This is a genomic window from Mucilaginibacter sp. UYCu711 (assembly GCF_050433825.1).
GTDB lineage: Bacteria > Bacteroidota > Bacteroidia > Sphingobacteriales > Sphingobacteriaceae > Mucilaginibacter.
On record NZ_JBNPWM010000011.1, the window covers coordinates 104,972 to 126,872 of the forward strand.

Here is a 21,901-nt window from a genome sequence, read left to right on the forward strand (position 1 = left end):
CGGTCATGGACCAGCAAATTACCTTAGACACAATTATACAGGCGCATAACCGCATTCGCCCATATATACACCGCACACCGGTGCTAACCAACCAAACCATTAATGATATGGTTGGTGCTTCCATCTTTTTTAAATGCGAGAACTTCCAGAAGATAGGTGCCTTTAAAGCACGGGGCGGGGTTAATGCGGTGCTGCAGGTTGTGGCTAATAATGAGGGTAAGGCTATTACCACGCATTCATCGGGCAACCATGCGCAGGCGGTAGCTTTTGCTGCGCGATTGATGGGGCTGCCCGCTTACATCGTAATGCCCAGCAATGCCCCGCAGGTAAAAAAGGATGCCGTTAAAGGCTATGACGCTGAGGTGATTGAATGTGAACCCAACCTTGCCGCCCGTGAACAAGGGGTGGAAGAAGTAATAGCCCGCACTGGCGCGGTATTGGTGCACCCGTTTGATAATGACAGGGTAATTGCCGGGCAGGCAACAGCCTCTAAAGAATTATTAGAGGATTACGGACAGCATCATCCCTTCGATACGATATTTATCCCGGTAGGTGGTGGCGGCATGCTAAGCGGTACTGCTTTAGCGGTTCACTACTTATCGCCCCAAACAAAGGTTATAGGCTGCGAGCCGGAGGGCGCCGCTGATGCGATATTGTCGTTTAAATCAGGCAAAGTAGAGAAGGCGCCTTATATTAAATCGGTAGCCGATGGTTTGCTGACCACGCTGAGCGAACGCACCCTGGCCATTATAAAAGAGCATGTAAGCGACATTTTAACCGTTACCGACGAAGAAACGATAGCCGCTATGAAACTGGTTTGGGAACGCATGAAGATCGTTATCGAGCCATCAAGCGCGGTAGCACTGGCCGTGGTTATCAAATACAAAAGCAAGTTCATCGGCCAGAAAATAGGGGTGATATTTACCGGTGGCAATGTGGATCTGGGTAAGCTGCCGTTTTAAATTGTAAGGTAAATATGAAAGATATCAAAAAGATTTTTGTAGAGGGTGCCGCAGCGCCGGGCGGGCACTATACCCCGGGTGTGGTTTATAACGGCATGCTGTTTATATCAGGCCAGCTGCCTATCAGCGCGGATGGTACGCACACGTATACCGAGCCGTTCGAGACACAGGCGAGGATAGCTTTGAGCAATCTATTAGCTGTATTAAATGCAGCAGGGGGCAATCCCGCCGATCTGCTTAAAGTAACCGTATACCTAGTAGGCGGCGAGCATTGGAAAGCCTTTAACCAGATCTATATGGAAATGATGGGCGATAACAAACCCGCACGCGCCATTGTGCCCGTGCCCGAATTGCATTACGGGTATTTGGTGGAGATAGAAGCGACGGCAGCGGTGTAGTGTACTGTCCCAGGGACAGGTGTAACACCAGGTACAAGTGGGACACTGATATAATATTGTCGTCAAATCACTTATCTTTACTTAAATCTAATAAAATGAAAAGATCTTTATTATTGTCGCTGATCGTCGCCCTGATGGGTTTTACAACACTAATTGCCGAAGCTCAAATATCACCCGGTGCCACACCCACATTAGAGAAATACCCGTGGACTGATAAGGAACTCCTGGAGCCATCGCTACTTGCCGCGACAATTAAAAAAGGTACGCAAAAACCGGTAATATTAAATATTGGCGTGGTCGAGGATATACCGGGTGCCCGTCATATCGGTGCAGCCAATAATGAAGGAAATATAACGAAACTAAAGGAAGCAGTTGCCAAGTTTCCCAAAAATACAGAGTTGATTATTTATTGCGGATGCTGCCCTTTCACCCGCTGCCCCAATGCGCAACCCGCATTTACCACGTTAAAAAAGATGGGCTTTTCCAATGTTCGGCTGCTTAACCTGTCTACTAATCTTAAAACCGATTGGATAGCTAAAGGGTATCCAGTAGTAAAAGAGTAGCGTTCGCTCCTCAGGGTCCTCTCCGGGAGACCGTGAGGGGACATTAAAACAGCTATATATGAAAGAGAATATTTTGAAATATGGACACGAAGTTTTTAAAGAGTTAATAGAAACATACGGCTTTGGAATAAAGACTGAGATTAATGAAAGCCAATATTTTAAAATCGAATACGAATCAAAAAATTTTGTAATCCAAATCGAGCAATACCGTCAAGAGTTTTACGTGCTACTTTATAAGACTTACGAAGATGATGGGGTCAATCTTTTTAATTTATTAGATTATTTAAAAGGATCTGATGCTCCATACTCAGATTATTTTCGAAAAGAGAAGGATATTGACGACTGCTATCGCAAACAATTTAATCATATATCGAACGTGATCTATGAGAATTACTCAGAAATAGTCCGTTTTTTTAGTGAAGGTGATTATAGATCAAAAAGCAATGAATTTAGTAAGTATTGGAGAAGCAAACATCCTGAGGTCTACAAAACGCTATAATTTTGCCGTATGCGATAGCGGAATTTGACATCCCCATTAAATAAAAGTAGCACCCAATTGCAGATATTTGGGCAAGAAACCACTCGCCCATGAACATACCTTTTACCGACGACGAAGTACAACAACTGCGTGCCCAAACCAAAGGCACCGCGCAACGTATCCACTTTAACAATGCCGGGACGTCTTTGCCGCCTGATGTGGTGGTTGATACGGTGATTGATTACTTAAAGGAAGAAGCGCTTTTAGGCGGCTACGAAACCGAGGCCAAATACAAAGATCAGCTTGAAAACACCTACGATCTGATAGCCAAACTGCTCAACGCGCACCGCGATGAAATAGCCCTTGTTGAAAATGCCAGCACCGGCTGGGGATTGGTTTTTAATGGTATCGATTTTAAGCCCGGCGATGAGATCATCACTACCGAGATGGAGTATATCACCAACCTTATCGGCTTTATTAATGTGCAGCAAAATAATGGCGTAGTACTAAAAGTTGTGCCGAACGATGAGAACGGCAACCTAATTTTATCCGAACTTGAAGCTGCCATATCACCCAAAACAAAACTAATAGCGGTTACACATATTCCATCTACCGCCGGCGGGATGATACCTGTTGTAGCGATAGGCAAGATCGCCCGTAAACATAATATCCTGTACCTGGTTGATGCCTGCCAAACCGCCGGGCAAGCGCCAATTGATGTGGAAGAGATTGGCTGTGACGCCTTATCGGTAACCGGCCGTAAGTATTTACGTGCGCCGCGCGGCACCGGGTTTTTATATGTGCGCAAAGCTGTGCAGGACCAATTTAAGCTTTTCTTTATGGATGGCTTCAGCACTCCTAAAGTAACCCAGGCAGATTATAACCTAAGGCCCGATGCGCGCCGTTTTGAGCTGTACGAGAAAAGCCGCGCGCTAACCCTTGGCTTAGGTAAAGCCGTTGAATATGCCTTGGCAATAGGAGTGGACCGCAGTTGGCAGCGCGTACAGTTTTTGGCCAATGCACTGCGTCATCAACTTACAGCCATCGATGGCGTAACCGTACATGATTTTGGTGCCGAGCAATGCGGTATTGTTACTTTTTCAGTTAAAGAAATTGATAGCCCAACTGTAAAAGCAAAGCTGCTGGAGCAAAATATCAATGTATCGGTGGCCTTGGCCAAGTCGACATTGATCTACATGGAAAAGAACCATTTGGTAAGTATTGTGCGGGCGTCGGTGCATTATTACAATACCGAAGCCGAGATCGAAATTTTATGCGCTGCATTACAGGCTATGATAAATTAGTAACAAACGAGGGCTCAAATGCGTTATAATTAGATGAGATCGCATTTTGTAATTATACTGGTGTCGGTGGCCGTCGCTTTATCCGCTTGCGGAAAAAAGACTGATACTACGCCCACTAATACCAATACCAACACTAACGGAGGCAATAATTCAGGCAACAGCGGCACCTGCACCGCCCAATTGGCCGATGCAGAAAACATGGCCATTTTTCCGGCTGACAACGCCTGGAACCTTGACGTAAGCAATGCCGCTACCGATGCAAACAGTACACAGATCATCGCCGGTTTCAGTACCTCAAAACTTAAGGCCGACTTTGGTGCAGGGCTATATGATAACGCGACGATAGGCATTCCCTATAGCGTAGTTTGCGGCAGCCAGGCAAAAGTTCCTGTTACGTTTCGCGCCAATAGTTACGATGGTAATTATGGGAATGAAAGTGATCCTGGTCCGTACCCGATACCTGCCAATGCACCAATCGAAGGCAACGGGCAGGGCGATTCGCATGTGATCGTGGTCGACAAAGAAAATAAGCTACTTTACGAATTGTACAACGCCAGCTATACCAACGGCCAGTGGCAGGCATCGTGCGGGGCGATATTTGACCTGGCATCAAACAAACTGCGCACCGACGGCTGGACATCTGCCGACGCGGCGGGACTGCCTATCTTCCCCGGGCTGGTTAGATACGAGGAAGTTTTGAAAGGCACTATCGACCATGCCATCCGGTTCACCCTGCAATCGGCAAATGTTAAACCTGCCTATGTGGCGCCGGCAAGGCATAGTGTAAACAGCAAGGGCGGACAATACTCTTTACCGTTTGGCGCCAAGATCAGGCTGAAGGCAAGCTTTGATATCAGCGGTTACTCGGCCACCAACAAAGTGATCCTGATCGCTATGAAAAAGTATGGCTTAATACTGGCCGACATCGGCAGCAATATGTACATAACCGGCGCGCCCGATGACCGCTGGAACAACGACGATCTGCAAAAGCTGGGCGGCATAGCCGCTTCAAACTTCGAGGTGGTGAAGTTTTAATTAGTGTACTTAAACCTTCGTCATCCTTCGTCGTCCCCTCAGGGTCTCTCGTAGAGGACCCTGAGGATGCCGGATTAATACCAATAATCCCGGTAATCACTAATTAAGATAAAAGGATGCTGCGCTTCTAATTCATAAAAAGCAGCACTATTATGTGGGTAGTCAGTAAATTCGTTACAGAAATTCCATTTCCCAGCAACAGGATTATGATGGATGTAATTCAGTTTTTGATGTAAAAAATCAATATTATAAACCGGTTTTCCATCAAATGATGATTCAAAAACTTTGTGTTTTTGTCCCTTTGCTTTTTCCTTTTCAGAGCAATCCGACGATAATTTATAAAGCATAGAGACGTTTTTCTGATCGGTTAATCGTTGGATAATGGCGTATGCCATGAACCGCTTACCATTACCTATAACCTTATTTAAATTTACTTTTTCATCATTTAACTGTAACAACAGGTGAACATGATTTGGCATGATCACAAAAGCAAATGTGTTGATATTATACTTGTCTCCAATTAGTTTTAGCCAATCATAAACAATTTCATAGGCTGATGCTATCTCAAACAGGGCTATCCAGCTATGACAAGTGAAGGTAACAAACCAGGTTTGTTCGGTGGTGTCATGTAAGGTACGGGTTGCCATTATGTAAATATACAAAATGATATTGTGGACCTCAGGGTCCTCTACGAGAGACCCTGAGGGGACGACGATCTGCAAAAGCTGGGCGGTATAGCCGCGTCAAACTTCGAGGTGGTAAAGTTTAATTAGTATACAACTGGGGCTTAAACCTTTTGGCTAATAAGCCTGTTGCTTTCTCCAAATCAATGTCAACTACGGTAACACCCGTTTGTCCGTACGGCTCGTAAGCCAGGCAGGTACCATCCGGACCAATAATTGATGAAGCCGACTCTGAATATCTCGAGGCATAGTTTATGCTGGCGAAGTAAATGGTATTCTCTATAGCGCGCATCATCATGGCCTTTTCGTAGTAGGGGTTGTCTTTATGGCGATATTCGGTTAGCTCGGTACCCTCAACATCGCTGCCGCTGCAATGCGGGTGAAACACGATAGCCGCATCCTTACGCGCCGCCCACCGCACCGTCTCCGGATACCTGAACCCTTCATGGCAAATGGTAATGCCAAACTTTAAGCCGTTAACTTCAAACAGGCTACGCCCGGTGCCGGGGATCCAGATATTATCCTCAGTTGGATCCAGCTGGTTTTTGGTTTGGTAGCCCAGGATCGCGCCATTTTTATCAATTACGTGGGCAATGTTAAATATCCCATCGGGCGTATACCAGTCCATTGGCAGTATGATGGCGATATTGCTTTCAGCAGCTATAGCGGCCGCACGTTTAAGCGCATCCTGCATTTTTTCGGGCGATGATTGCTCGATAGTCAGCTCGGGCAACGGGTAACCCGGGATGTACGATTCCGGGAAACAAATGATCTCAGCCTTCCGGTCTGCCGCATCCCTTACCAGGTTTTTGAGCCAGTATAAACCATCATCAATTGATTTTGGGAACGGAGGAGAAGCTAAGGCGATTTTCATGGTAGCTAATTTATTAAAAATCAGCGAATGAATTCACACCGGCATTGCTGTACTATGCGTTAGCTGTGGTGCTGTTCGTCCCCTCAGGGTCTCTCGTAGAGGACCCTGAGGCAAGGCATAAAAAATCAATACTGTAAATCGGTTTTCCATCAAATGATGATTTAAACACTTTATGTTTTTGCCCTTTTGTTTTTTCTTGTTCAGAACAATCTATAGCTAATTTATAAAGCATAGCCATGTTTTTTTGATCTGTTAATAGCTGAATTATTGCATAAGCCATAAAACGCTTACCGTTGCCTATAATTTTATTTAGGTTGATCGTACTATCGTTTACCTGCAATAATAGATGGACGTGATTTGGCATGATTACAAAAGCAAGTGTATTAATGTTGTATGTACCTGCAATAAAATCTAACCAATTATAAACGATGTGATAAGCCGATGCTATTTCAAATAAAGCTATCCAGCTATGACAAGTGAAGGTAACAAACCAGGTTTGTTCGGTGGTGTCATGTAAGGTACGGGTTGCCATTATGTAAATATACAAAATGATATTGTGGACCTCAGGGTCCTCTACGAGAGACCCTGAGGGGACGGAAAGCGATTTTCATGGTAGCTAATTTATTAAAAATCAGCGAATGAATTCACATTGCTGTACTATGCCTTAGCTGTGGTGCTGTTCTTCCCCGGGTCAAACGTGATCTTCCACTGGGTCCCAAATTTGTCCGTAACCATTCCGTAATGCGTGCTCCAAAAAGTTCGGGCTATGGGCATTGTTATAGTTCCTTCTGTTGATAATTCATTAAATATGCGATAAGCCTCTGCCTCATCTCCGGTACTTATATAAAGAAAAAAGTTGTTGATAAAAGCACCTTTTGCCAGCTCATAAGTTTCCGCACTATCATTTCCCATTAAAACGGTTTCGGCGTTAATTTGCAAGGTAGCGTGCATGATTTTGTCATCAGGAGATAGCGGGAAGAATTGCCTGGTCTCGGGCGGTACGTCCTTATAACGCCCCATGTATAAAATTTCACCACCAAAAACTGTTTTGTAAAAGCTAAATGCCTCTTCACAGTTGTCTTTAAAAACCAGGTAAGGATTTAGTGTTATCATGGCTTGACTTGTTTTTCTTTGTAAAAACGGAATAATAGTAAATGTACGTTAAACCTTTGAAATCCTTTTGGGGAGTTAAGTATTGCTTACAAGCTTCGCAAGATTTTTTCCATTTTCCTTCCCTTCGCCAACTCATCCACCAGCTTATCTAAATACCGCACTTTTTGTGTCAACGGGTTTTCGATCTCTTCTATACGATAACCACATATCAGCCCGGTAATAAGGTGCGCATTGGGGTTTAAAGCCGCGTTTTGAAAGAAGGTTTCAAAAGTTGATCTTTTTACGATGTGATCTTGTATTTGTTCACCATTGAACCCTGTTAGCCAGGTTATCACTTCATCCAGTTCTGCTTTTGTTCTGCCTTTCTTCTCTATTTTTGTCAGATACAAAGGATAGACCGAGCCAAAGATCATTTTGGCCATACGCTCATTGTGTAGGTCGTTATTATTCATGTGTTTGGAGGTATGACTAATTCTGCGCTATACAAATATATCGAAAAATAAGAATGGCAGACGTTCTGCTTGCTACTCTTTGCCAATCACCGATAAAATATTACCTGCCGGGTCTTTAAACCACGCAATATCCGGCCCGTGGCCATTGCCGCGCACAATACCTTTAGCATCGGTTTTCATGTATTCGCTGTCGTATTGTTCAAATACAATTCCTTTGGCTATAAGCGCGTCGACTGCTTTTTCAAGGTCGGGTACCGGGAAATTAAGTACGGTAAATGTGGCCGGCTCGTGGTTAGGTTTTGGATAAACCATGATATTGGCACTGCCTGCTACGTGTACTTCGATGATGCCCATTGGGTTATCACTTACTTTTAAACCTAAAACCTCGCTGTAAAACTTTTTGGCTTTATCAAGATCGTTTACCGAAAAACTGCTGAATGCATTTGAATCCTTAAACATAATTTTTGTTTTTTACTAAGTTACCTTTTGATAAGATCGGTCGTAATGGGCATACCGGCCAATTACAGGCGGTATTTAAGACATTAACATCCAAAACTGATAATTGGTTTTTTTATAGATATTTGTTACGCACTACCTAAATGAAAAGGATACTACCCGCCATTGTTATAGCCCAGTTTTTTTGCACCTCGGTTTGGTTTGCAGGCAACGCTATTATGGGCGATATTGCCAGGCAGCTAAATTTAGAACCCGCGTACCTGGCGCATTTAACCAGCGCCGTGCAACTGGGGTTTATTACCGGCACGCTCGTCTTCGCCATTTTAAGTATAGCGGACAGGTTCTCGCCCGTTAAAGTTTTCTTTACCTGCGCGCTGATAGCCGCGGCAGTAAACCTTGGCGCAAGCATAGACGGGATAAACGCTTCAACACTGATGCTGTGCCGCCTGGTTACCGGTTTTTTCCTTGCGGGGATCTACCCCGTAGGCATGAAAATAGTGTCCGATCATTACCAGCAGGGCCTGGGTAAATCACTTGGTTTTTTGGTAGGGGCATTGGTATTGGGCACCGCTTTCCCGCATCTTTTAAAAAGCCTTACAGCGGCGTTGCCGTGGAAATACGTTATCTATTCAACTTCGGCCTTATCAGCCTTAGGCGGCTGCGCGATGTTGCTATTGGTACCCGACGGACCGCACCGTAAGCAAGGCCAGAAATTAAACTTCGCCGGATTTTTAAGCGGCTTTCGCGATAGTAAATTTAGGGCGGCGGCTTTCGGATATTTCGGCCATATGTGGGAGCTGTACGCGTTTTGGGTATTTGTGCCGGTGATCTTATCGGCTTATAAAGATCATTATCCGGCTGCGGCGTTTAACGTACCGTTCCTGTCTTTTTTGATCATTGCATCCGGCAGCGTAGCCTGCGTGTTCAGCGGGATCCTGTCGCAACGCTTTGGCGCTAAAAAGATCGCGACAGCAGCTTTAACCATCTCCTGTATCTGCTGCCTGGTATCGCCCTTATTATTATTTGCTAACGCGACATTGGCCTTCATCACCTTTATGTTTGTATGGAGCATGGCTGTAATTGCCGACTCGCCGCTGTTCTCAACCCTCGTCGCCCAAAACGCGCCGATTACTATAAAAGGCACATCATTAACTATCGTGAATTGTATTGGGTTTAGTATAACTATCGTCAGCATCCAGTTGATTAATGCCTTGCGCACGCCCGGTAATGCACAATATATTTATTTGTTGCTGGCTGTGGGGCCGGTGTTGGGGTTGTTGGCGTTGAGGGATAAGCAGCCAGCGCAATTATGACGTTTAAATTCAAATCCGCTTTTCAAGAGCCATCGGCTCGATAAATATTGTAGCAACGGGTTTTAACCCGTTGACAAATCGCAATCACCACGTCGAGTGCCATCGGCACGATCCATTTATATGTGCCGAACCTACGGCTCTTAAATCATTTAGTTTTTTATAATCAACGGGTTGAAACCCGTTGCTACAAAATTGGTCGAGGCTACGCCTCTGTTGTTCGTGTTTTTATTTGCACTCCGATATTTAAAACAGATATTAGCTATCCAAACAAACCAACTAACCATGACAGACTATAAAATGGAAGCCGCCAAAGCTGCGCTGCAATTTATCAAGCCCGGGCAAACAATCGGGGTGGGTGCAGGGTCGACCATAGCTAATTTAATAGAATTGCTGGCTGCAGATAGCGGGCTGGCATCTTCGCTTACTTTGGCAACCTCGTCATTTAAAACTGCCGGGCTGATCAAGGAGAAAGGGCTTAACCTAAAAGCCGCCGAACATCTGACCAAACTGAATAGCTATTTTGATGGCTGCGACCAGTTTGATGCGCAGCTTAACGCGCTTAAAAGCGGCGGCGGCATCCATACATCCGAGAAGATCCTGGCATCATTAGCCGACGAATTTATTTTATTGGGCGATGCAGGTAAATCTGTACAAAGTTTGGATACTACCTATCCGCTGGTGTTAGAAGTATTGCCAAATGCTTTGCAACTGGTACAGCAATGGCTCGCCAAAAATATCCCAACGGCAAAAACTACCATGCGCCTAAGTACGCAGAAGGACGGCGCGGTCATCACCGAAAACGGCAACTACCTGCTGGATGTTTATTTTGCCGAACTATGGCCGCTTGAAAAAATGGACGCCATTAAAATGGTACCCGGCGTTGTGGAGCATTCGTTGTTTTTGGGGATTGCTAAGAAGGCTATTATAGCGGGTGAGGGTGGCGTGAAAGTACTATATCCGGTTGTGAAATCTTAATTCTCTAAACGTCCTGTCATTTCGATACGAGGAACCAGTGAGAAATCTTAGACGCCTTGCTAAATATCGCATGTATAAGATCTCTCACTACGTTTCGGGATGACAAAAAAGCCATGCCTTTGTATCAAAACAATTACCATCCCTGCTTTTATAAATAACAATATTTTCATAGTATTGAATACCAAACGTTTTAACCAATAAAATTCTTTTAACGGTAAACCATTATTATGAAACTAAAAAATACCTTTTTAGCATTGTTTATGCTGGGCGGCACTGCCTTTGCACAACAAAAAGCCCCTGCTAAAGCAGCCGCAAAACCAACAGGTAAAACCCCGGTTGATTATGTGGACCTCTACATCGGTTCTATCAATCCTAAAACCCGCAGCACATCGCCGGTTATAAAAGCGCCGGGTGGCAACATCAGCATCTGGCCAACGCTTAGCCCGGATATGGAGGATTTTTACCTTGCCGATAAGATCTATGGTTTCCCTATCGGGATAGGCAGTATCATGGCTAACAAGGGCCAGTTTAAGCCGGGTGCCAAAGCCAACGCTTCAAAGTTTGATCATGATTTGGAGACTGCAACGCCATATTATTACCAGGCGCTATTAGAGGACCCTGATATCAATACCGAATACACGATGACCGATAACGCGGCGGTGTTTAGGTTCACCGTTCCGGTTGGCCAGGCTACCAACCTGATGTTAACGATGCAGGGCAATGCCAATGTAGAGGTACTTAATCATATGGTTTTCCAGGGATATACCACGGCCCGCGGCCGCAGGCAAACGGATAATCCTGAAAAAAGATATTTCTACGCCGAGCTAATGAAGCCTGCATCAGAGTTTGGCAGCTGGGAAGGCGAGGTAGCTACCCCAAACACCAAAACTAAAAGCGGCACCGGTATAGGTTTATATTTTAATTATAAACCGGCTATGGCTCCGCAAACTTTGGAGTTAAGGGTGGCAACATCAATGGTTAGTGTTGACGCTGCCAAATCAGCTTTAGCTAAAGAAACCGGCGCGCAATCGTTCGATCAGCTTAAAAATAAATTAAAGGACCGCTGGAACGCCGAGCTTGGCCTGATAAAAATTAAAGGCGGCAGCGAAAAACAACGCGCCATATTTTACAGTACCCTGTACCGCACCCGCGCCTTACGCATGGGCAACGTTTGGGATACCTATCGCAGTGCCTATGCCCTGCAGGACCTGATAAAACCAGATGAATCTGTTAAAGCGATAAACAACTTTATAAAAGCTTACGAAACTACCGGCTGGCTAACCAGCTCGGGCGCCATGATTGGTAACCACTCTACCTCGGTTATTGTGGAAGCTTATCTTAAGGGATTAAGAGGCTTTGATTTGGAGAAGGCCATGCCGGAATGCGCAAAAACCATATGGAGGGCACCATGATCCCCTGGAAGGATGGCGCCCCCGGTATAACCGAGTTGGAGCAATGTTATTTTGATAAAGGATTTTACCCGGCGCTGCCCATCCGTACAGATGTGGACCCTAAAGCCCCGGTAGATATGTATAGCCGCCTGCCTTACCAGGTTAGGTGGACACCAACCTTAGAGGTGAAAGAATGGGTTACGCAGGTTGACGGCTGGCACCGCAGGCAGTCGGTAGCGGTAACGTTGGAGCATTGCTATGACGATTGGTGCCTTGCCCAAATGGCGCAGGCCTTAGGCAAAACCGACGACTACAACCTGTTTATGAAACGTGCGCATAACTACCAGAACCTGTTTAAACCAGCTATTGGTTTAATGGCCCCTAAAACTGCCGATGGCAAATGGGTTGAGCCGTTTGATCCAAAATACTCGGGCGGGTTTGCCGGCGAGGGCTACTTTGCCGAAACTAACTCGTGGGTTTATACCTGGAGCGTACAACACGATATACAGGGTTTAATTAACCTGATGGGTGGCCGCCAGCAATTTAACGATAAGCTGGACGAGTTGTTCACTACAGGCCATAGCATGGATAAATTAGCGTTCATGGGCCAGTTCCCTGATATGACGGGTTTGGTAGGTATGTATACGCAGGGCAATGAGCCGGCTTACCATATCCCATACCTGTATAACTACTCGGGCCAGCCATGGAAAACCCAGGCACGCCTGCGCCAGTTAATGGAGCTTTGGTATGACGTTACCCCGCAAGGCTTAGCCGGCGATGAAGACGGCGGCGCAACCTCAAGCTGGTATGTGTTTAATGCAATGGGCTTCTATCCGCAATGCCCGGGCAGGCCCGTATTTGACATTGGCAGCCCTGTTTTTGACGAGACCACCATTAACGTTGGTAGCGGCAAAACCTTTGTTGTAGAAGCTAAAAACGTGTCGGCAAAAAATAAATATATCCAGTCGGCGGTGTTAAATGGCAAGCCTTTAAATAAAGCGTGGATGATGAATGATGATATTATAAAAGGCGGCAGGCTAACCCTGGTAATGGGCCCGCGCCCAAACAAAAGCTGGGGTAGCGCCCCTGCTGATGCGCCGCCATCAATGTCGGCAGCTACTACTAATTAATAACAAATTAAAGGCTTCCGGTTATCCGGGAGCCTTTCCTATCTTCATAAATTATGAGAACTATCTTGTCTGCGTTTAAATATGTTTTGGTATTGCTGTTATGCAGCAATATCGCTACAGCTAAATTTTACCTGTCGCCCATATTTGGCGATAACATGGTTTTGCAACGCGGTATGCGTGTACCCATTTATGGCTTTGCCGATGCCGGCGAAAAAATAAGCGTTGAGTTTATGGGTAAAACCTATAAAACAACCACCGGCGGCGATGGTAAATGGGCAATAAAAATGGGGTCGTATAAAGCAGGCGGGCCCTACCAGCTGAAGCTTACACACGGCGCCGAAACGTTGAACTTTACCAATATTTTAATAGGCGAGGTATGGGTAGCGTCGGGCCAGTCTAACATGGAGTTTGGCATCCAGACAGAAAAGCATGGAAAAGATGCTATCGCTAATGCAACCGATCAGCAGATCCACTTTTTTTATGTGCCGATGGTATTGTCGTTACAGCCGTTGTATGATATGCCTGCAGCTTCGCTGGCGTCGCAAAATGCGCGCTGGGTAGTTTGCTCGCCCGAGGTATTGGCAACACCGCAATTTGCCTGGCACGGGTTTTCGGCAGTGGGCTATTATTTCGCTACGCAGATCAGGCTATCAACCAACGTACCTGTTGGCATGATAGCCACTTATAAAGGGGGCACACCGGCGCAGGCCTGGATGACCGCCGAAGCGCTGGCGGCCGACCCGCACACCGCTAAATATGCGGAGGCCCACCAAAAATTGGTTGATAATTTTGAAACGTCTACCGCCACCTATCCCGCAAGGCAAAAATTATATATCGACAGTTTAAAAACATGGAACGCCGAGGTTGGCGTGGCTTATAACGAGGTCATCAAAAAATGGACCGCCGATGTACTGGCCGCGAAGGCATCTAACCAACCGGCGCCTGTCCGTCCTAAACCATCGCGACCGGCACCAATTGCACCGGGCAATCCGCTGGGTACTTACCAAACGCCCACTGGCTGCTATAATTCGGGCATTGCGCCCATAGCAGGTTACGGCATAAAAGGGGTGATCTGGTACCAGGCAGAAAGTAATGCCGATGGCCTGGCCGACGCGGTAGATTATAAATACCTTTTCCCGCTGATGATAGCCAACTGGCGCCACGAGTGGGGCCAGGGCGATTTTCCGTTCCTGTATATGCAATTGCCAAACTTCAGGGGCGCGGCGGTTACCCCATCCGAAAATAACTGGCCGTGGGTGCGCGAGGCTCAGGAGAAAACATTGGCTTTGGCTAATACCGGAATGGCGGTTATCACAGATGCCGGTGAGGCACTGGACATCCACCCCACAAATAAACTGGTGCCCGCCAACCGGCTGGCCTTAGTTGCCCAAAAACAGATCTATGGTCAAAACGTAATAGCCTCCGGCCCGATATACAGATCGATGAAGGTTGATGGCAACAAGATCTTCATCAGCTTTAATGAGATCCGCCAGGGGCTTACAGCAGGGAGCCTAATTGGCGATGAAGTGGTCTTTGCCGAGGGTGCCGAGCTAAAAGGCTTCGGCATTGCCGGTGCCGACCATAAGTTTGTATGGGCAAAAGCGGTGATCAACGGCAACACTATTGTAGTTAGCGCAGACGCAGTTGCCAATCCCGAAGCGGTAAGATACAACTGGGCCGATAATCCGCCGGGAAACTTATATAATAAAGATGGCCTGCCTGCAAGACCGTTCAGGACGGATGATTGGTCGGCGATGTGAGCCCCTAACCCCCCCTGAAGGGGAATAGGTTAGCAGTACCTTAAAACTTTGTTCCCAACTCTGTTCCCTCAGGGTCTCTTGTAAAGGACCCTGAGGAGTGACGTGCAACCTCAGGGTCCTCTTCGAGAGACCCTGAGGGGACAAAGGCGGCATTATGATTTATAATGGCGCGGTAAGATCACGCTTTACCGTGGCTTGAGGCGTTTATTACCAAACTCAAACTCCTCCAACACTGTCCATCTGCCACCATCTCTTTGTTCTATCAAACTAATGGTATCAAAAGTTAGTTGGGTTGGCAGCGTGTTGTTTTTTATCTCATTAAACACATCATCGGTGCAGGTTGAGTTTCGGGGATGCATTAATGTAATGTGTGGTTGTTGGGCGGTGGGCAATTGGTCGGTTCCGTTTAAAATTAGTCGCCGCAATTCATAAAATTCCGGGTTTGTTTTTTTTGCCGGTATCAGTACACCTTTGCCATTGTCAAATCTCGCGGGTGGCCCAAATTCAATTTTAATTGGCATATGGTTTACAAGTGTATGTATGTTTTCAATGATCATATCCATCGGCACAAGCTCGTGCTCGCGGCATAAGGTTACGTGGGCCGCTATCAAATCAAACTGTACGGGGTTATACCGTAACCTGATCTTTTCAATTACCTGATTTTGATGCGAAACAAATAAAGTAAGCTGTAGCCTTGCAGGTTGCATTTAGTGGTAAATAGAGTGGGTTTGATAAATTAGTAATATCAAAATAAATGCTGAATTTAATATAAATCCATCAATACATCGCCTAATAATACGCTTTCAACCACCCAATTATCTCCACCATAAATTATTAATAAATACTATTATTGTAATAATAGTATTCTGTTCCCTCAGGGTCTCTTGTAAAGGACCCTGAGGAGTGACGGGCAACCTCAGGGTCCTCTTCGAGAGACCCTGAGGGGACAAAAGTTGAGGGGACAAAAGTTTAAAACCTATTACTTTTAATTCACCGCTGAAACATTTTTATAAAAGATCAATTACTTATTTTTTGCCGAGTTCTTCTGCAAGGCCAATAAGAAGTCCTTCGGTTCCACGAATATAGCAAAGCCGATACGAGTTCTCATACTGAACCACTTCTCCAACCAATTGAGCACCATGCTTGATTAGCCTGGATACCATTTCGTCAATGTCTTCAACGGTGAACATGACACGTAGATAACCAAGGGCGTTCACAGGCGCTGTCCGGTGATCTGATATAATAGGAGGTGTGATAAATTTTGAAAGTTCGAGTCGACTGTGGCCATCCGGAGTAGCCATCATAGCAATCTCTACGCACTGAGAATCAAGTCCGGTAACACGACCAGCCCATTCTCCTTCTACTCTCCCTCGCCCTTCCAGCTTCAGGCCGATCTCTGTGAAAAACGAAATAGCATCATCAAGTGATTCTACAACAATGCTGACATTGTCCATTCTTAGTAATTTGTTATTTGCCATTGTTTTAGTCTTTATTAAATTTCATTCACTCTCGTTACTGTCTGTTCGGTTCTGAATAATAGTTACGTATAACTCAAACATACGAAAGTCAATTTGAGGTTTTTGCTCTAATTTTCGTTTTTTAGCCATTCTATATCAACCCAATTATGTCCATCATAAATTATTTAATAAATATTATTATTGTAATAATAGTATTACATTTGGGTAACTAATTATTAACCTACCAGTTAAACCCTTAACCCTCACTGCATGAAAGCAACCTTACTTGCATGTCCCTTATTGCTGTTAACCGTGTTTTTTAGCCCGGTAAAAGCACAAACTGACACCACGGCAAACATGCCGGTATATTCTACACTGCCCGATACCGCTGTTTACGACCTGGGCCGTATCACCATGAAAAAGAAGTTTACCCAAGCCATCACTATCCACGCTGCCGACCTGGAAAAAATGCCTTTTACCGATCTGAAAGAGGCCGTTACTTTATACTTTAATGGTGTATATGGCCAGCAGCAAAAGTTTGCTTACGTTATTGATGGTGTTTTAAATACCGATATTAACGCCTACAGCATTTATGATATCGACGAGATAACCATTGTACAAAACGCCGCCACTACTTTAAATGGCATAACGCCATTGCAGGTATTGGTATTGGTTAAAACCAAGCGCGGCGGCCCTAACCGTAAGGGCATCATTGCGGCTGGGCAAGTTAACCAGGTAAGAAAATATTATGGTTACAACGCCACAACATCCGGTAACAGCAATAATAAAGGTAATAGTACACAAGATCTTTACCAGCAATATTATATATCGGCTTATACCAATACAAAAACTATAAAAGCGGGCTTGTCTGCCGATATCCAGCACAATGTGTTCCCGCAGTATTGGAATAAAGATATTTATGAAACTTTTAAGCCATTAGCGGGCAACCGTTTTAAATTTAACGGCTACTTAGATATTAATTTGGATGATAATAATACTTTAAGTATTAACGCCGGATATGTGCCGCAAAAGGATAAAGAATCGTACATTTTTAATAATGCTGTCCGTTCCGGCGCGTCAGATCAAAGAAGTATCAGCCAAAACCTGGGCTATGGTAACATTCAGTTTAAAAGTAACATTGCCGATCTGTTTACCAATAACTTAAGCGCAGGGTTTCAGCGCCGGGGATATAAGTCTAACTGGACCATTCTTGACCCTAATGCGATACTTACTCCAAAAAGTACCGTTATTGATAGTACAACTACAATAAACAACCTGATAGTTAAAGATGATTTTTCCTACCAGGGCACTTTGGATGACAATGAAGATTTTACCTTTAACGCCAATATTAACGCACTATACCGCCAAACGGATGACTCGGCAAAGTATGTAACTACGCGGGTAACTACCTTTACAAATAGTAATACAGTAGCAAGTCTGCAAAAGCAAAGGCTATTTGTTATAACGCCATCGGTTACAATAAACTATGTTGATATGGTATCGCTGCAGGTTGGCGCGCAAAAAATATTGAATACCAATACGCCGGCATTTAACGGATCAAATACACCTAAAATATTGCCTTTTGCATCATTAAATGTCGACATTTTGCGCACGCTTGGGGCTACCGACTCTGTAATGCTGCTTAGGAAACTAACGCTTTATGGCTCGTATGCAAGCGGCATGTCGTATGCAGCAGATTTTACGGGCACTTTACTGGAGATTCCATATTATCGTGGAACCTTTAGCGTGGCAGGTGCCGGCACCCCTCTTTTACGCGAGCCAATAAACCCATACCAAACATACAACCAGATACAGGGTGGCTTAACCTATTCGATGTTTAAAAAGGGATTATCATTTAGCTACAACTACAGCAATGCGAAATTTAATGCTATTTATTATATAGAGGGTACTGTATCGCCGCAAACAGATACTGCAAGATCAACTACTGCTAATATAGTTACGCATAGGTTGGGTATAAACTATACTTTACCCGGCAACGGTAAATTTAAATGGACCGCCGGTTTAAACGGTGCCTATATTACTAATAAAGGCTTTAAGAATAATTATACGCTTACCCAATTGCGGATATTTTACCCGGGCAAGAGCCTTATTACCGCCGGGTTTGCCAGCCAGGTTAGCTACAATAAAGCCTTTGCAGGCGTTGGCCTGGTATATGACATGAACCGCGGGGTATACCATGCACCTGTAGGAAATGGCAACGGTAATTATACTGTATATAACGATATGATCCAGGGTCTTAAACTGCAAAACGTATACCTGGGTTACCGCTTAAAGCCGCTAAAAATGGTAAGGTACCTGGATGTATTTATAAACGCCCGCAACCTGTACCAGCAAGTACAGTTAATAGAGGGGAACATCCCACGATATTCGGCTGAAGATAAACGTTTCTTTGGTGGGGGTATTAAGTTAGAGATATAATAGCTGTAAAAAAGAAGAGGGGCCTGATCGTATGATCGGGCTTTTTTTGTTTCACACGGCCTGTTCCATGAAACAAAAACGATGGAAAAATAGGTGTTTATTAATTTGTTAATTATCAAGCATTTAAATATATTTTATACTTGAATAACCTTACTTAAAAGTTGTTTCATTTTGTTTCACTCATTTTTTATAATCTACTGTTAATCAAATTTTTATACAATAATCTTGTTTCACTTGTTTCACCTGTTTCACATCCGCATGAAACAAAACACTTGCACCTATAGCACCAGGATATTGAAAATAAATGTCAGCTTTTAGCTTAAAATGCCGTTAATTAGCTAATGTTTCTACTGCACGGCGCTAAACGGGCAGTTGTTACCTAATAAACCAATTGTACGGTACATATCAAACATTACATTCATGAAAAGAAATCTGCTATCTGGCATCGTAGTACTTTTATCAACCATTCAATACGCGGTGGCGCAGGACAGGAAAGCGCCTTCATATCCGCTGATAACGCATAATACCTATTTCAGCGTATGGTCAAACTCTGATAAGTTGGCCGAATCGACCACCACGCACTGGACCGGCGCCGACCAATCACTAATAGGTATAATAAACGTTGATGGTACCGATTACCGTTTCTTAGGTAAAGATGCCGAGCAATACCGTACAGTGTTACCGGCATCAGACGAGAAGGATTACACCGTAAAATATACGTTCACCAAACCGGAAGGCGACTGGACAGCTTCAAATTATGCTGCTACGAGCTGGCGCGAAGGCTCATCACCAATTGGCGATGCCCGTACCGACAAAACCAAATGGCGCACTAAAGATATCTGGGTAAGAAGGGTATTTAATATTACCCAAACTGATGATATCAACAAACTGTTCCTGAAATTATCATGGGATGATGATGTTGAAGTTACGCTTAACGGCAAATCCTTATTTGACAGGGTAGGCGTAAGCAAAGGTTTTGAGATGATCGCGATGGATAAGGACCGCCTTAAAATAGGCGAGAATATCATCACCATGCATGTAGTAAATACCGGCGGCGGCGCCCGTGCCGATATAGGTTTAGTTGATAAAGAGAAACCAACTACCAAAGCGTTGGAGGTTGCCGATCAGAAAAGCGTAAGCGTTACTGCTACGCAAACCATTTACAGCTTTAAAGCCGGTAAGGTTGATCTGGACCTGACATTTACTTCGCCGTTGTTACTGGCTGATTTGAATTTATTATCCCGCCCGGTAACGTACATTACCTACAGGGTAAAAGCCAATGATGGCAAAACGCATAATGTAAAAGTGTTTTTCAGCGCATCAACAGATCTGGCTGTCGATCAGCCTAAACAACCGGTTACCGCCACCAAATACAGCACTGCCGCATTATCTATCCTGAAAGCAGGTACTGATGAGCAGGCTATCCTTAAAAAAGCAGGCGACGGCGTACGCATTGACTGGGGTTATATGTATGTAGCGGCACCTAAAGCTGTTAATGCTACCCAGTTTATTACTACCGAGAAAGAAGCGGTTAACGCATTCCGCACAGGTGTTGCCTCAAATACTGTTTTTAAAGGCACTAAGCTGGCTTTGAATACGATCATTCCTTTTGGTAAAGTTGGCGCTACTTCTGTAGCTAAATTTATCGAGGTAGGTTATGATGATATTTACGCCATGCAGTACTTTAACACCAACTTAAGGGCATGGTGGAACAACTCGGGTAAAGAAACCTTTGAGGGCCAGTTAACCAAAGCTGCTGCCGATTACCCGGTGACCTTGCAAAGATGCGTTGCGTTTAACAAAACTATGTATGCCGATGCTGTTAAAGCAGGCGGTAAAGATTATGCCGAATTGTGCGTACTGGCCTATCGCCAAAGCATAGCGGCGCATATATTGGTAAAAAGCCCGCAGGGCGAGATCCTTTGGTTCTCAAAAGAAAACTTTAGCGGTGGTTTTGTTAACACGGTTGACGTTACCTACCCATCGGCTCCGTTATACCTTATCTACAACCCTAAGTTGATGGAAGGTATGCTTAACGGGATCTTCTACTTTAGCGAGAGTGGTAAATATGGACGTAACTATGCCGCGCATGATCTGGGCACTTACCCGCATGCCAATGGCCAGACTTATGGCGAAGGCATGCCGGTTGAAGAATCGGGTAACATGATCATCCTTACTGCTGCCATTGCTAATGCCGAAGGCAATCCATCATACGCTAAAAAGCACTGGAAAACGTTAAGCACCTGGGTTAACTATTTAACCACTGAAGGCTTTGACCCGGCTAACCAGCTTTGTACCGATGATTTTGCGGGCCACCTGGCGCGTAATGCAAACTTATCTGTGAAAGCTATTGTAGGCATAGGCTGCTACGCGCAATTAGCAGATGCTCTGGGCGATAAAGCTACTGCCACAAAATACCGTGCTATTGCTAAAGACATGGTGGGCCGCTGGATGAAACTGGCAGGCGACAAGGACCACTATACCCTTACGTTTGAAAACCCGGGTACCTGGAGCCAGAAATATAACCTGGTTTGGGATAAAGTGTTAAAGCTGAATTTGTTCCCGCAGTCGGTTTATGATACCGAGACCAAATATTATATCAGCATACAAAACAAGTATGGTTTACCATTGGATAGCCGTAAAGATTATACAAAATCTGACTGGATACTTTGGACCGCAACGTTTGCCCCAACCCGTGCAGAATTTAACCAACTGGTTGACCCGGTTTATAAATATGCTTTAGAAACCCCAACCCGCGTTCCGCTTAGCGACTGGCACGACACCAAGAGCGGCAAGCAAACAGGCTTCCAGGCCCGTAGCGTTGTCGGCGGGTATTTCATGAAGTTGCTTCATGATAAAACGTTGGCTAAGAAATAGTAGTCCCGATAGCTATCGGGAGAAGATTAGTGATTAGAAAAAGGCCCGTCCCGACAATTGTGGGGACGGGCCTTTTTTTGTTTGTCATCCTGAGCATAGCGAAGGATCTTCTACACGCGGTATGTATTGTTGTCCCCTCAGGGTCTCTTGAAAAGGACCCTGAGGATTTCTCAGCGCAACCTCAGGGTCCTCTGTGAGAGACCCTGAGGGAACTAAGTGCTTAGTGGGTTAATTTGCCAAG

General features: G+C 44.9%; 21 protein-coding genes. 13 read left to right on the top strand and 8 right to left on the bottom strand.

Going from position 1 to position 21,901, the window contains the following annotated elements; all coding sequences use genetic code 11:
• Positions 1 to 5 precede the first annotated feature (5 nt).
• The 6 genes from ABIB50_RS21710 to ABIB50_RS21735 all read left to right on the top strand — a co-directional run bounded on the left by ABIB50_RS21710 (position 6) and on the right by ABIB50_RS21735 (position 4,740).
• Complete coding sequence (locus tag ABIB50_RS21710) at positions 6 to 962, top strand: threonine ammonia-lyase (protein ID WP_429383244.1); 957 nt, start codon at positions 6 to 8, stop codon at positions 960 to 962.
• A gap of 14 nt (positions 963 to 976) precedes the next feature.
• The gene (locus ABIB50_RS21715; protein ID WP_429383245.1) at positions 977 to 1,360 is read left to right on the top strand and encodes a RidA family protein; all 384 of its coding nucleotides are present in this window, start codon (positions 977 to 979) and stop codon (positions 1,358 to 1,360) included.
• Positions 1,361 to 1,455: 95 nt separating this feature from the next.
• Complete coding sequence (locus tag ABIB50_RS21720) at positions 1,456 to 1,923, top strand: rhodanese-like domain-containing protein (RefSeq protein WP_429383247.1); 468 nt, start codon at positions 1,456 to 1,458, stop codon at positions 1,921 to 1,923.
• A 58-nt stretch (positions 1,924 to 1,981) separates the two neighbouring features.
• Positions 1,982 to 2,422, top strand: coding sequence for a hypothetical protein (locus ABIB50_RS21725; RefSeq protein ID WP_429383249.1), 441 nt, complete (start codon positions 1,982 to 1,984; stop codon positions 2,420 to 2,422).
• 89 nt (positions 2,423 to 2,511) lie between these two features.
• Positions 2,512 to 3,705, top strand: a complete 1,194-nt coding sequence (locus tag ABIB50_RS21730; protein WP_429383250.1) for an aminotransferase class V-fold PLP-dependent enzyme — start codon at positions 2,512 to 2,514, stop codon at positions 3,703 to 3,705.
• A 33-nt stretch (positions 3,706 to 3,738) separates the two neighbouring features.
• Entirely contained in the window at positions 3,739 to 4,740 is a 1,002-nt protein-coding gene (locus ABIB50_RS21735) for a hypothetical protein (protein WP_429383251.1), read from the top strand.
• 74 nt (positions 4,741 to 4,814) lie between these two features.
• On the opposite strand, the gene ABIB50_RS21740 is transcribed toward ABIB50_RS21735, so the two are convergent.
• From ABIB50_RS21740 to ABIB50_RS21765, 6 genes are all read right to left on the bottom strand, one after another.
• Positions 4,815 to 5,387: a transposase gene (locus tag ABIB50_RS21740; protein ID WP_429383253.1), complete on the bottom strand. Its 573-nt coding sequence runs from the start codon at positions 5,385 to 5,387 to the stop codon at positions 4,815 to 4,817.
• 118 nt (positions 5,388 to 5,505) lie between these two features.
• Positions 5,506 to 6,297 carry a carbon-nitrogen hydrolase family protein gene (locus ABIB50_RS21745; protein ID WP_429383255.1) on the bottom strand — a complete coding sequence of 264 codons (792 nt, stop codon included), beginning with the start codon at positions 6,295 to 6,297 and terminating at the stop codon, positions 5,506 to 5,508.
• 52 nt (positions 6,298 to 6,349) lie between these two features.
• A complete protein-coding gene (locus ABIB50_RS21750) occupies positions 6,350 to 6,829 on the bottom strand; it encodes a transposase (protein WP_429383257.1) in 480 nt (159 codons plus the stop codon).
• A gap of 125 nt (positions 6,830 to 6,954) precedes the next feature.
• A complete protein-coding gene (locus tag ABIB50_RS21755) occupies positions 6,955 to 7,410 on the bottom strand; it encodes a VOC family protein (protein WP_429383259.1) in 456 nt (151 codons plus the stop codon).
• Between the two features lie 86 nt (positions 7,411 to 7,496).
• Positions 7,497 to 7,862 (bottom strand): DUF2200 domain-containing protein, encoded by a 366-nt coding sequence (locus tag ABIB50_RS21760; protein WP_429383260.1) that lies wholly within the window; start codon positions 7,860 to 7,862, stop codon positions 7,497 to 7,499.
• Positions 7,863 to 7,934: 72 nt separating this feature from the next.
• Positions 7,935 to 8,321 carry a VOC family protein gene (locus ABIB50_RS21765; RefSeq protein WP_429383262.1) on the bottom strand — a complete coding sequence of 129 codons (387 nt, stop codon included), beginning with the start codon at positions 8,319 to 8,321 and terminating at the stop codon, positions 7,935 to 7,937.
• 140 nt (positions 8,322 to 8,461) lie between these two features.
• On the opposite strand from ABIB50_RS21765, the gene ABIB50_RS21770 reads away from it, so the two are divergent.
• From ABIB50_RS21770 to ABIB50_RS21790, 5 genes are all read left to right on the top strand, one after another.
• Positions 8,462 to 9,631 carry an MFS transporter gene (locus ABIB50_RS21770; RefSeq protein WP_429383264.1) on the top strand — a complete coding sequence of 390 codons (1,170 nt, stop codon included), beginning with the start codon at positions 8,462 to 8,464 and terminating at the stop codon, positions 9,629 to 9,631.
• A gap of 282 nt (positions 9,632 to 9,913) precedes the next feature.
• Positions 9,914 to 10,606, top strand: coding sequence for a ribose 5-phosphate isomerase A (gene rpiA, locus ABIB50_RS21775; RefSeq protein ID WP_429383266.1), 693 nt, complete (start codon positions 9,914 to 9,916; stop codon positions 10,604 to 10,606).
• Between the two features lie 227 nt (positions 10,607 to 10,833).
• Positions 10,834 to 12,018, top strand: a complete 1,185-nt coding sequence (locus tag ABIB50_RS21780) for a glycoside hydrolase domain-containing protein (protein ID WP_429383268.1) — start codon at positions 10,834 to 10,836, stop codon at positions 12,016 to 12,018.
• Entirely contained in the window at positions 11,988 to 13,127 is a 1,140-nt protein-coding gene (locus tag ABIB50_RS21785) for a GH92 family glycosyl hydrolase (protein WP_429383270.1), read from the top strand. Before ABIB50_RS21780 ends, ABIB50_RS21785 begins: the two co-directional genes overlap by 31 nt.
• A 53-nt stretch (positions 13,128 to 13,180) precedes the next feature.
• Positions 13,181 to 14,887: a sialate O-acetylesterase gene (locus tag ABIB50_RS21790; protein ID WP_429383272.1), complete on the top strand. Its 1,707-nt coding sequence runs from the start codon at positions 13,181 to 13,183 to the stop codon at positions 14,885 to 14,887.
• Between the two features lie 185 nt (positions 14,888 to 15,072).
• Here ABIB50_RS21790 and ABIB50_RS21795 read toward each other — a convergent pair whose 3' ends face one another.
• Positions 15,073 to 15,594 carry a 2'-5' RNA ligase family protein gene (locus ABIB50_RS21795; RefSeq protein WP_429383274.1) on the bottom strand — a complete coding sequence of 174 codons (522 nt, stop codon included), beginning with the start codon at positions 15,592 to 15,594 and terminating at the stop codon, positions 15,073 to 15,075.
• 318 nt (positions 15,595 to 15,912) lie between these two features.
• A complete protein-coding gene (locus tag ABIB50_RS21800; RefSeq protein ID WP_429383276.1) occupies positions 15,913 to 16,365 on the bottom strand; it encodes a VOC family protein in 453 nt (150 codons plus the stop codon).
• Between the two features lie 249 nt (positions 16,366 to 16,614).
• On the opposite strand from ABIB50_RS21800, the gene ABIB50_RS21805 reads away from it, so the two are divergent.
• Together ABIB50_RS21805 and ABIB50_RS21810 are read left to right on the top strand one after the other, a co-directional pair.
• The gene (locus ABIB50_RS21805; RefSeq protein ID WP_429383278.1) at positions 16,615 to 18,783 is read left to right on the top strand and encodes a hypothetical protein; all 2,169 of its coding nucleotides are present in this window, start codon (positions 16,615 to 16,617) and stop codon (positions 18,781 to 18,783) included.
• Between the two features lie 420 nt (positions 18,784 to 19,203).
• Positions 19,204 to 21,660: a glutaminase domain-containing protein gene (locus ABIB50_RS21810; RefSeq protein ID WP_429383280.1), complete on the top strand. Its 2,457-nt coding sequence runs from the start codon at positions 19,204 to 19,206 to the stop codon at positions 21,658 to 21,660.
• Positions 21,661 to 21,901: the final 241 nt, after the last annotated feature.

Bases quoted from the DNA above. Each gene is read 5' to 3' on its own strand.
- ABIB50_RS21710 (WP_429383244.1), top strand. From the start codon at position 6: ATGGACCAGCAAATTACCTTAGACACAATTATACAGGCGCATAACCGC.
- ABIB50_RS21715 (WP_429383245.1), top strand. From the start codon at position 977: ATGAAAGATATCAAAAAGATTTTTGTAGAGGGTGCCGCAGCGCCGGGC.
- ABIB50_RS21720 (WP_429383247.1), top strand. From the start codon at position 1,456: ATGAAAAGATCTTTATTATTGTCGCTGATCGTCGCCCTGATGGGTTTT.
- ABIB50_RS21725 (WP_429383249.1), top strand. From the start codon at position 1,982: ATGAAAGAGAATATTTTGAAATATGGACACGAAGTTTTTAAAGAGTTA.
- ABIB50_RS21730 (WP_429383250.1), top strand. From the start codon at position 2,512: ATGAACATACCTTTTACCGACGACGAAGTACAACAACTGCGTGCCCAA.
- ABIB50_RS21735 (WP_429383251.1), top strand. From the start codon at position 3,739: ATGAGATCGCATTTTGTAATTATACTGGTGTCGGTGGCCGTCGCTTTA.
- ABIB50_RS21740 (WP_429383253.1), bottom strand. From the start codon at position 5,387: ATGGCAACCCGTACCTTACATGACACCACCGAACAAACCTGGTTTGTT.
- ABIB50_RS21745 (WP_429383255.1), bottom strand. From the start codon at position 6,297: ATGAAAATCGCCTTAGCTTCTCCTCCGTTCCCAAAATCAATTGATGAT.
- ABIB50_RS21750 (WP_429383257.1), bottom strand. From the start codon at position 6,829: ATGGCAACCCGTACCTTACATGACACCACCGAACAAACCTGGTTTGTT.
- ABIB50_RS21755 (WP_429383259.1), bottom strand. From the start codon at position 7,410: ATGATAACACTAAATCCTTACCTGGTTTTTAAAGACAACTGTGAAGAG.
- ABIB50_RS21760 (WP_429383260.1), bottom strand. From the start codon at position 7,862: ATGAATAATAACGACCTACACAATGAGCGTATGGCCAAAATGATCTTT.
- ABIB50_RS21765 (WP_429383262.1), bottom strand. From the start codon at position 8,321: ATGTTTAAGGATTCAAATGCATTCAGCAGTTTTTCGGTAAACGATCTT.
- ABIB50_RS21770 (WP_429383264.1), top strand. From the start codon at position 8,462: ATGAAAAGGATACTACCCGCCATTGTTATAGCCCAGTTTTTTTGCACC.
- rpiA (WP_429383266.1), top strand. From the start codon at position 9,914: ATGACAGACTATAAAATGGAAGCCGCCAAAGCTGCGCTGCAATTTATC.
- ABIB50_RS21780 (WP_429383268.1), top strand. From the start codon at position 10,834: ATGAAACTAAAAAATACCTTTTTAGCATTGTTTATGCTGGGCGGCACT.
- ABIB50_RS21785 (WP_429383270.1), top strand. From the start codon at position 11,988: ATGCGCAAAAACCATATGGAGGGCACCATGATCCCCTGGAAGGATGGC.
- ABIB50_RS21790 (WP_429383272.1), top strand. From the start codon at position 13,181: ATGAGAACTATCTTGTCTGCGTTTAAATATGTTTTGGTATTGCTGTTA.
- ABIB50_RS21795 (WP_429383274.1), bottom strand. From the start codon at position 15,594: ATGCAACCTGCAAGGCTACAGCTTACTTTATTTGTTTCGCATCAAAAT.
- ABIB50_RS21800 (WP_429383276.1), bottom strand. From the start codon at position 16,365: ATGGCAAATAACAAATTACTAAGAATGGACAATGTCAGCATTGTTGTA.
- ABIB50_RS21805 (WP_429383278.1), top strand. From the start codon at position 16,615: ATGAAAGCAACCTTACTTGCATGTCCCTTATTGCTGTTAACCGTGTTT.
- ABIB50_RS21810 (WP_429383280.1), top strand. From the start codon at position 19,204: ATGAAAAGAAATCTGCTATCTGGCATCGTAGTACTTTTATCAACCATT.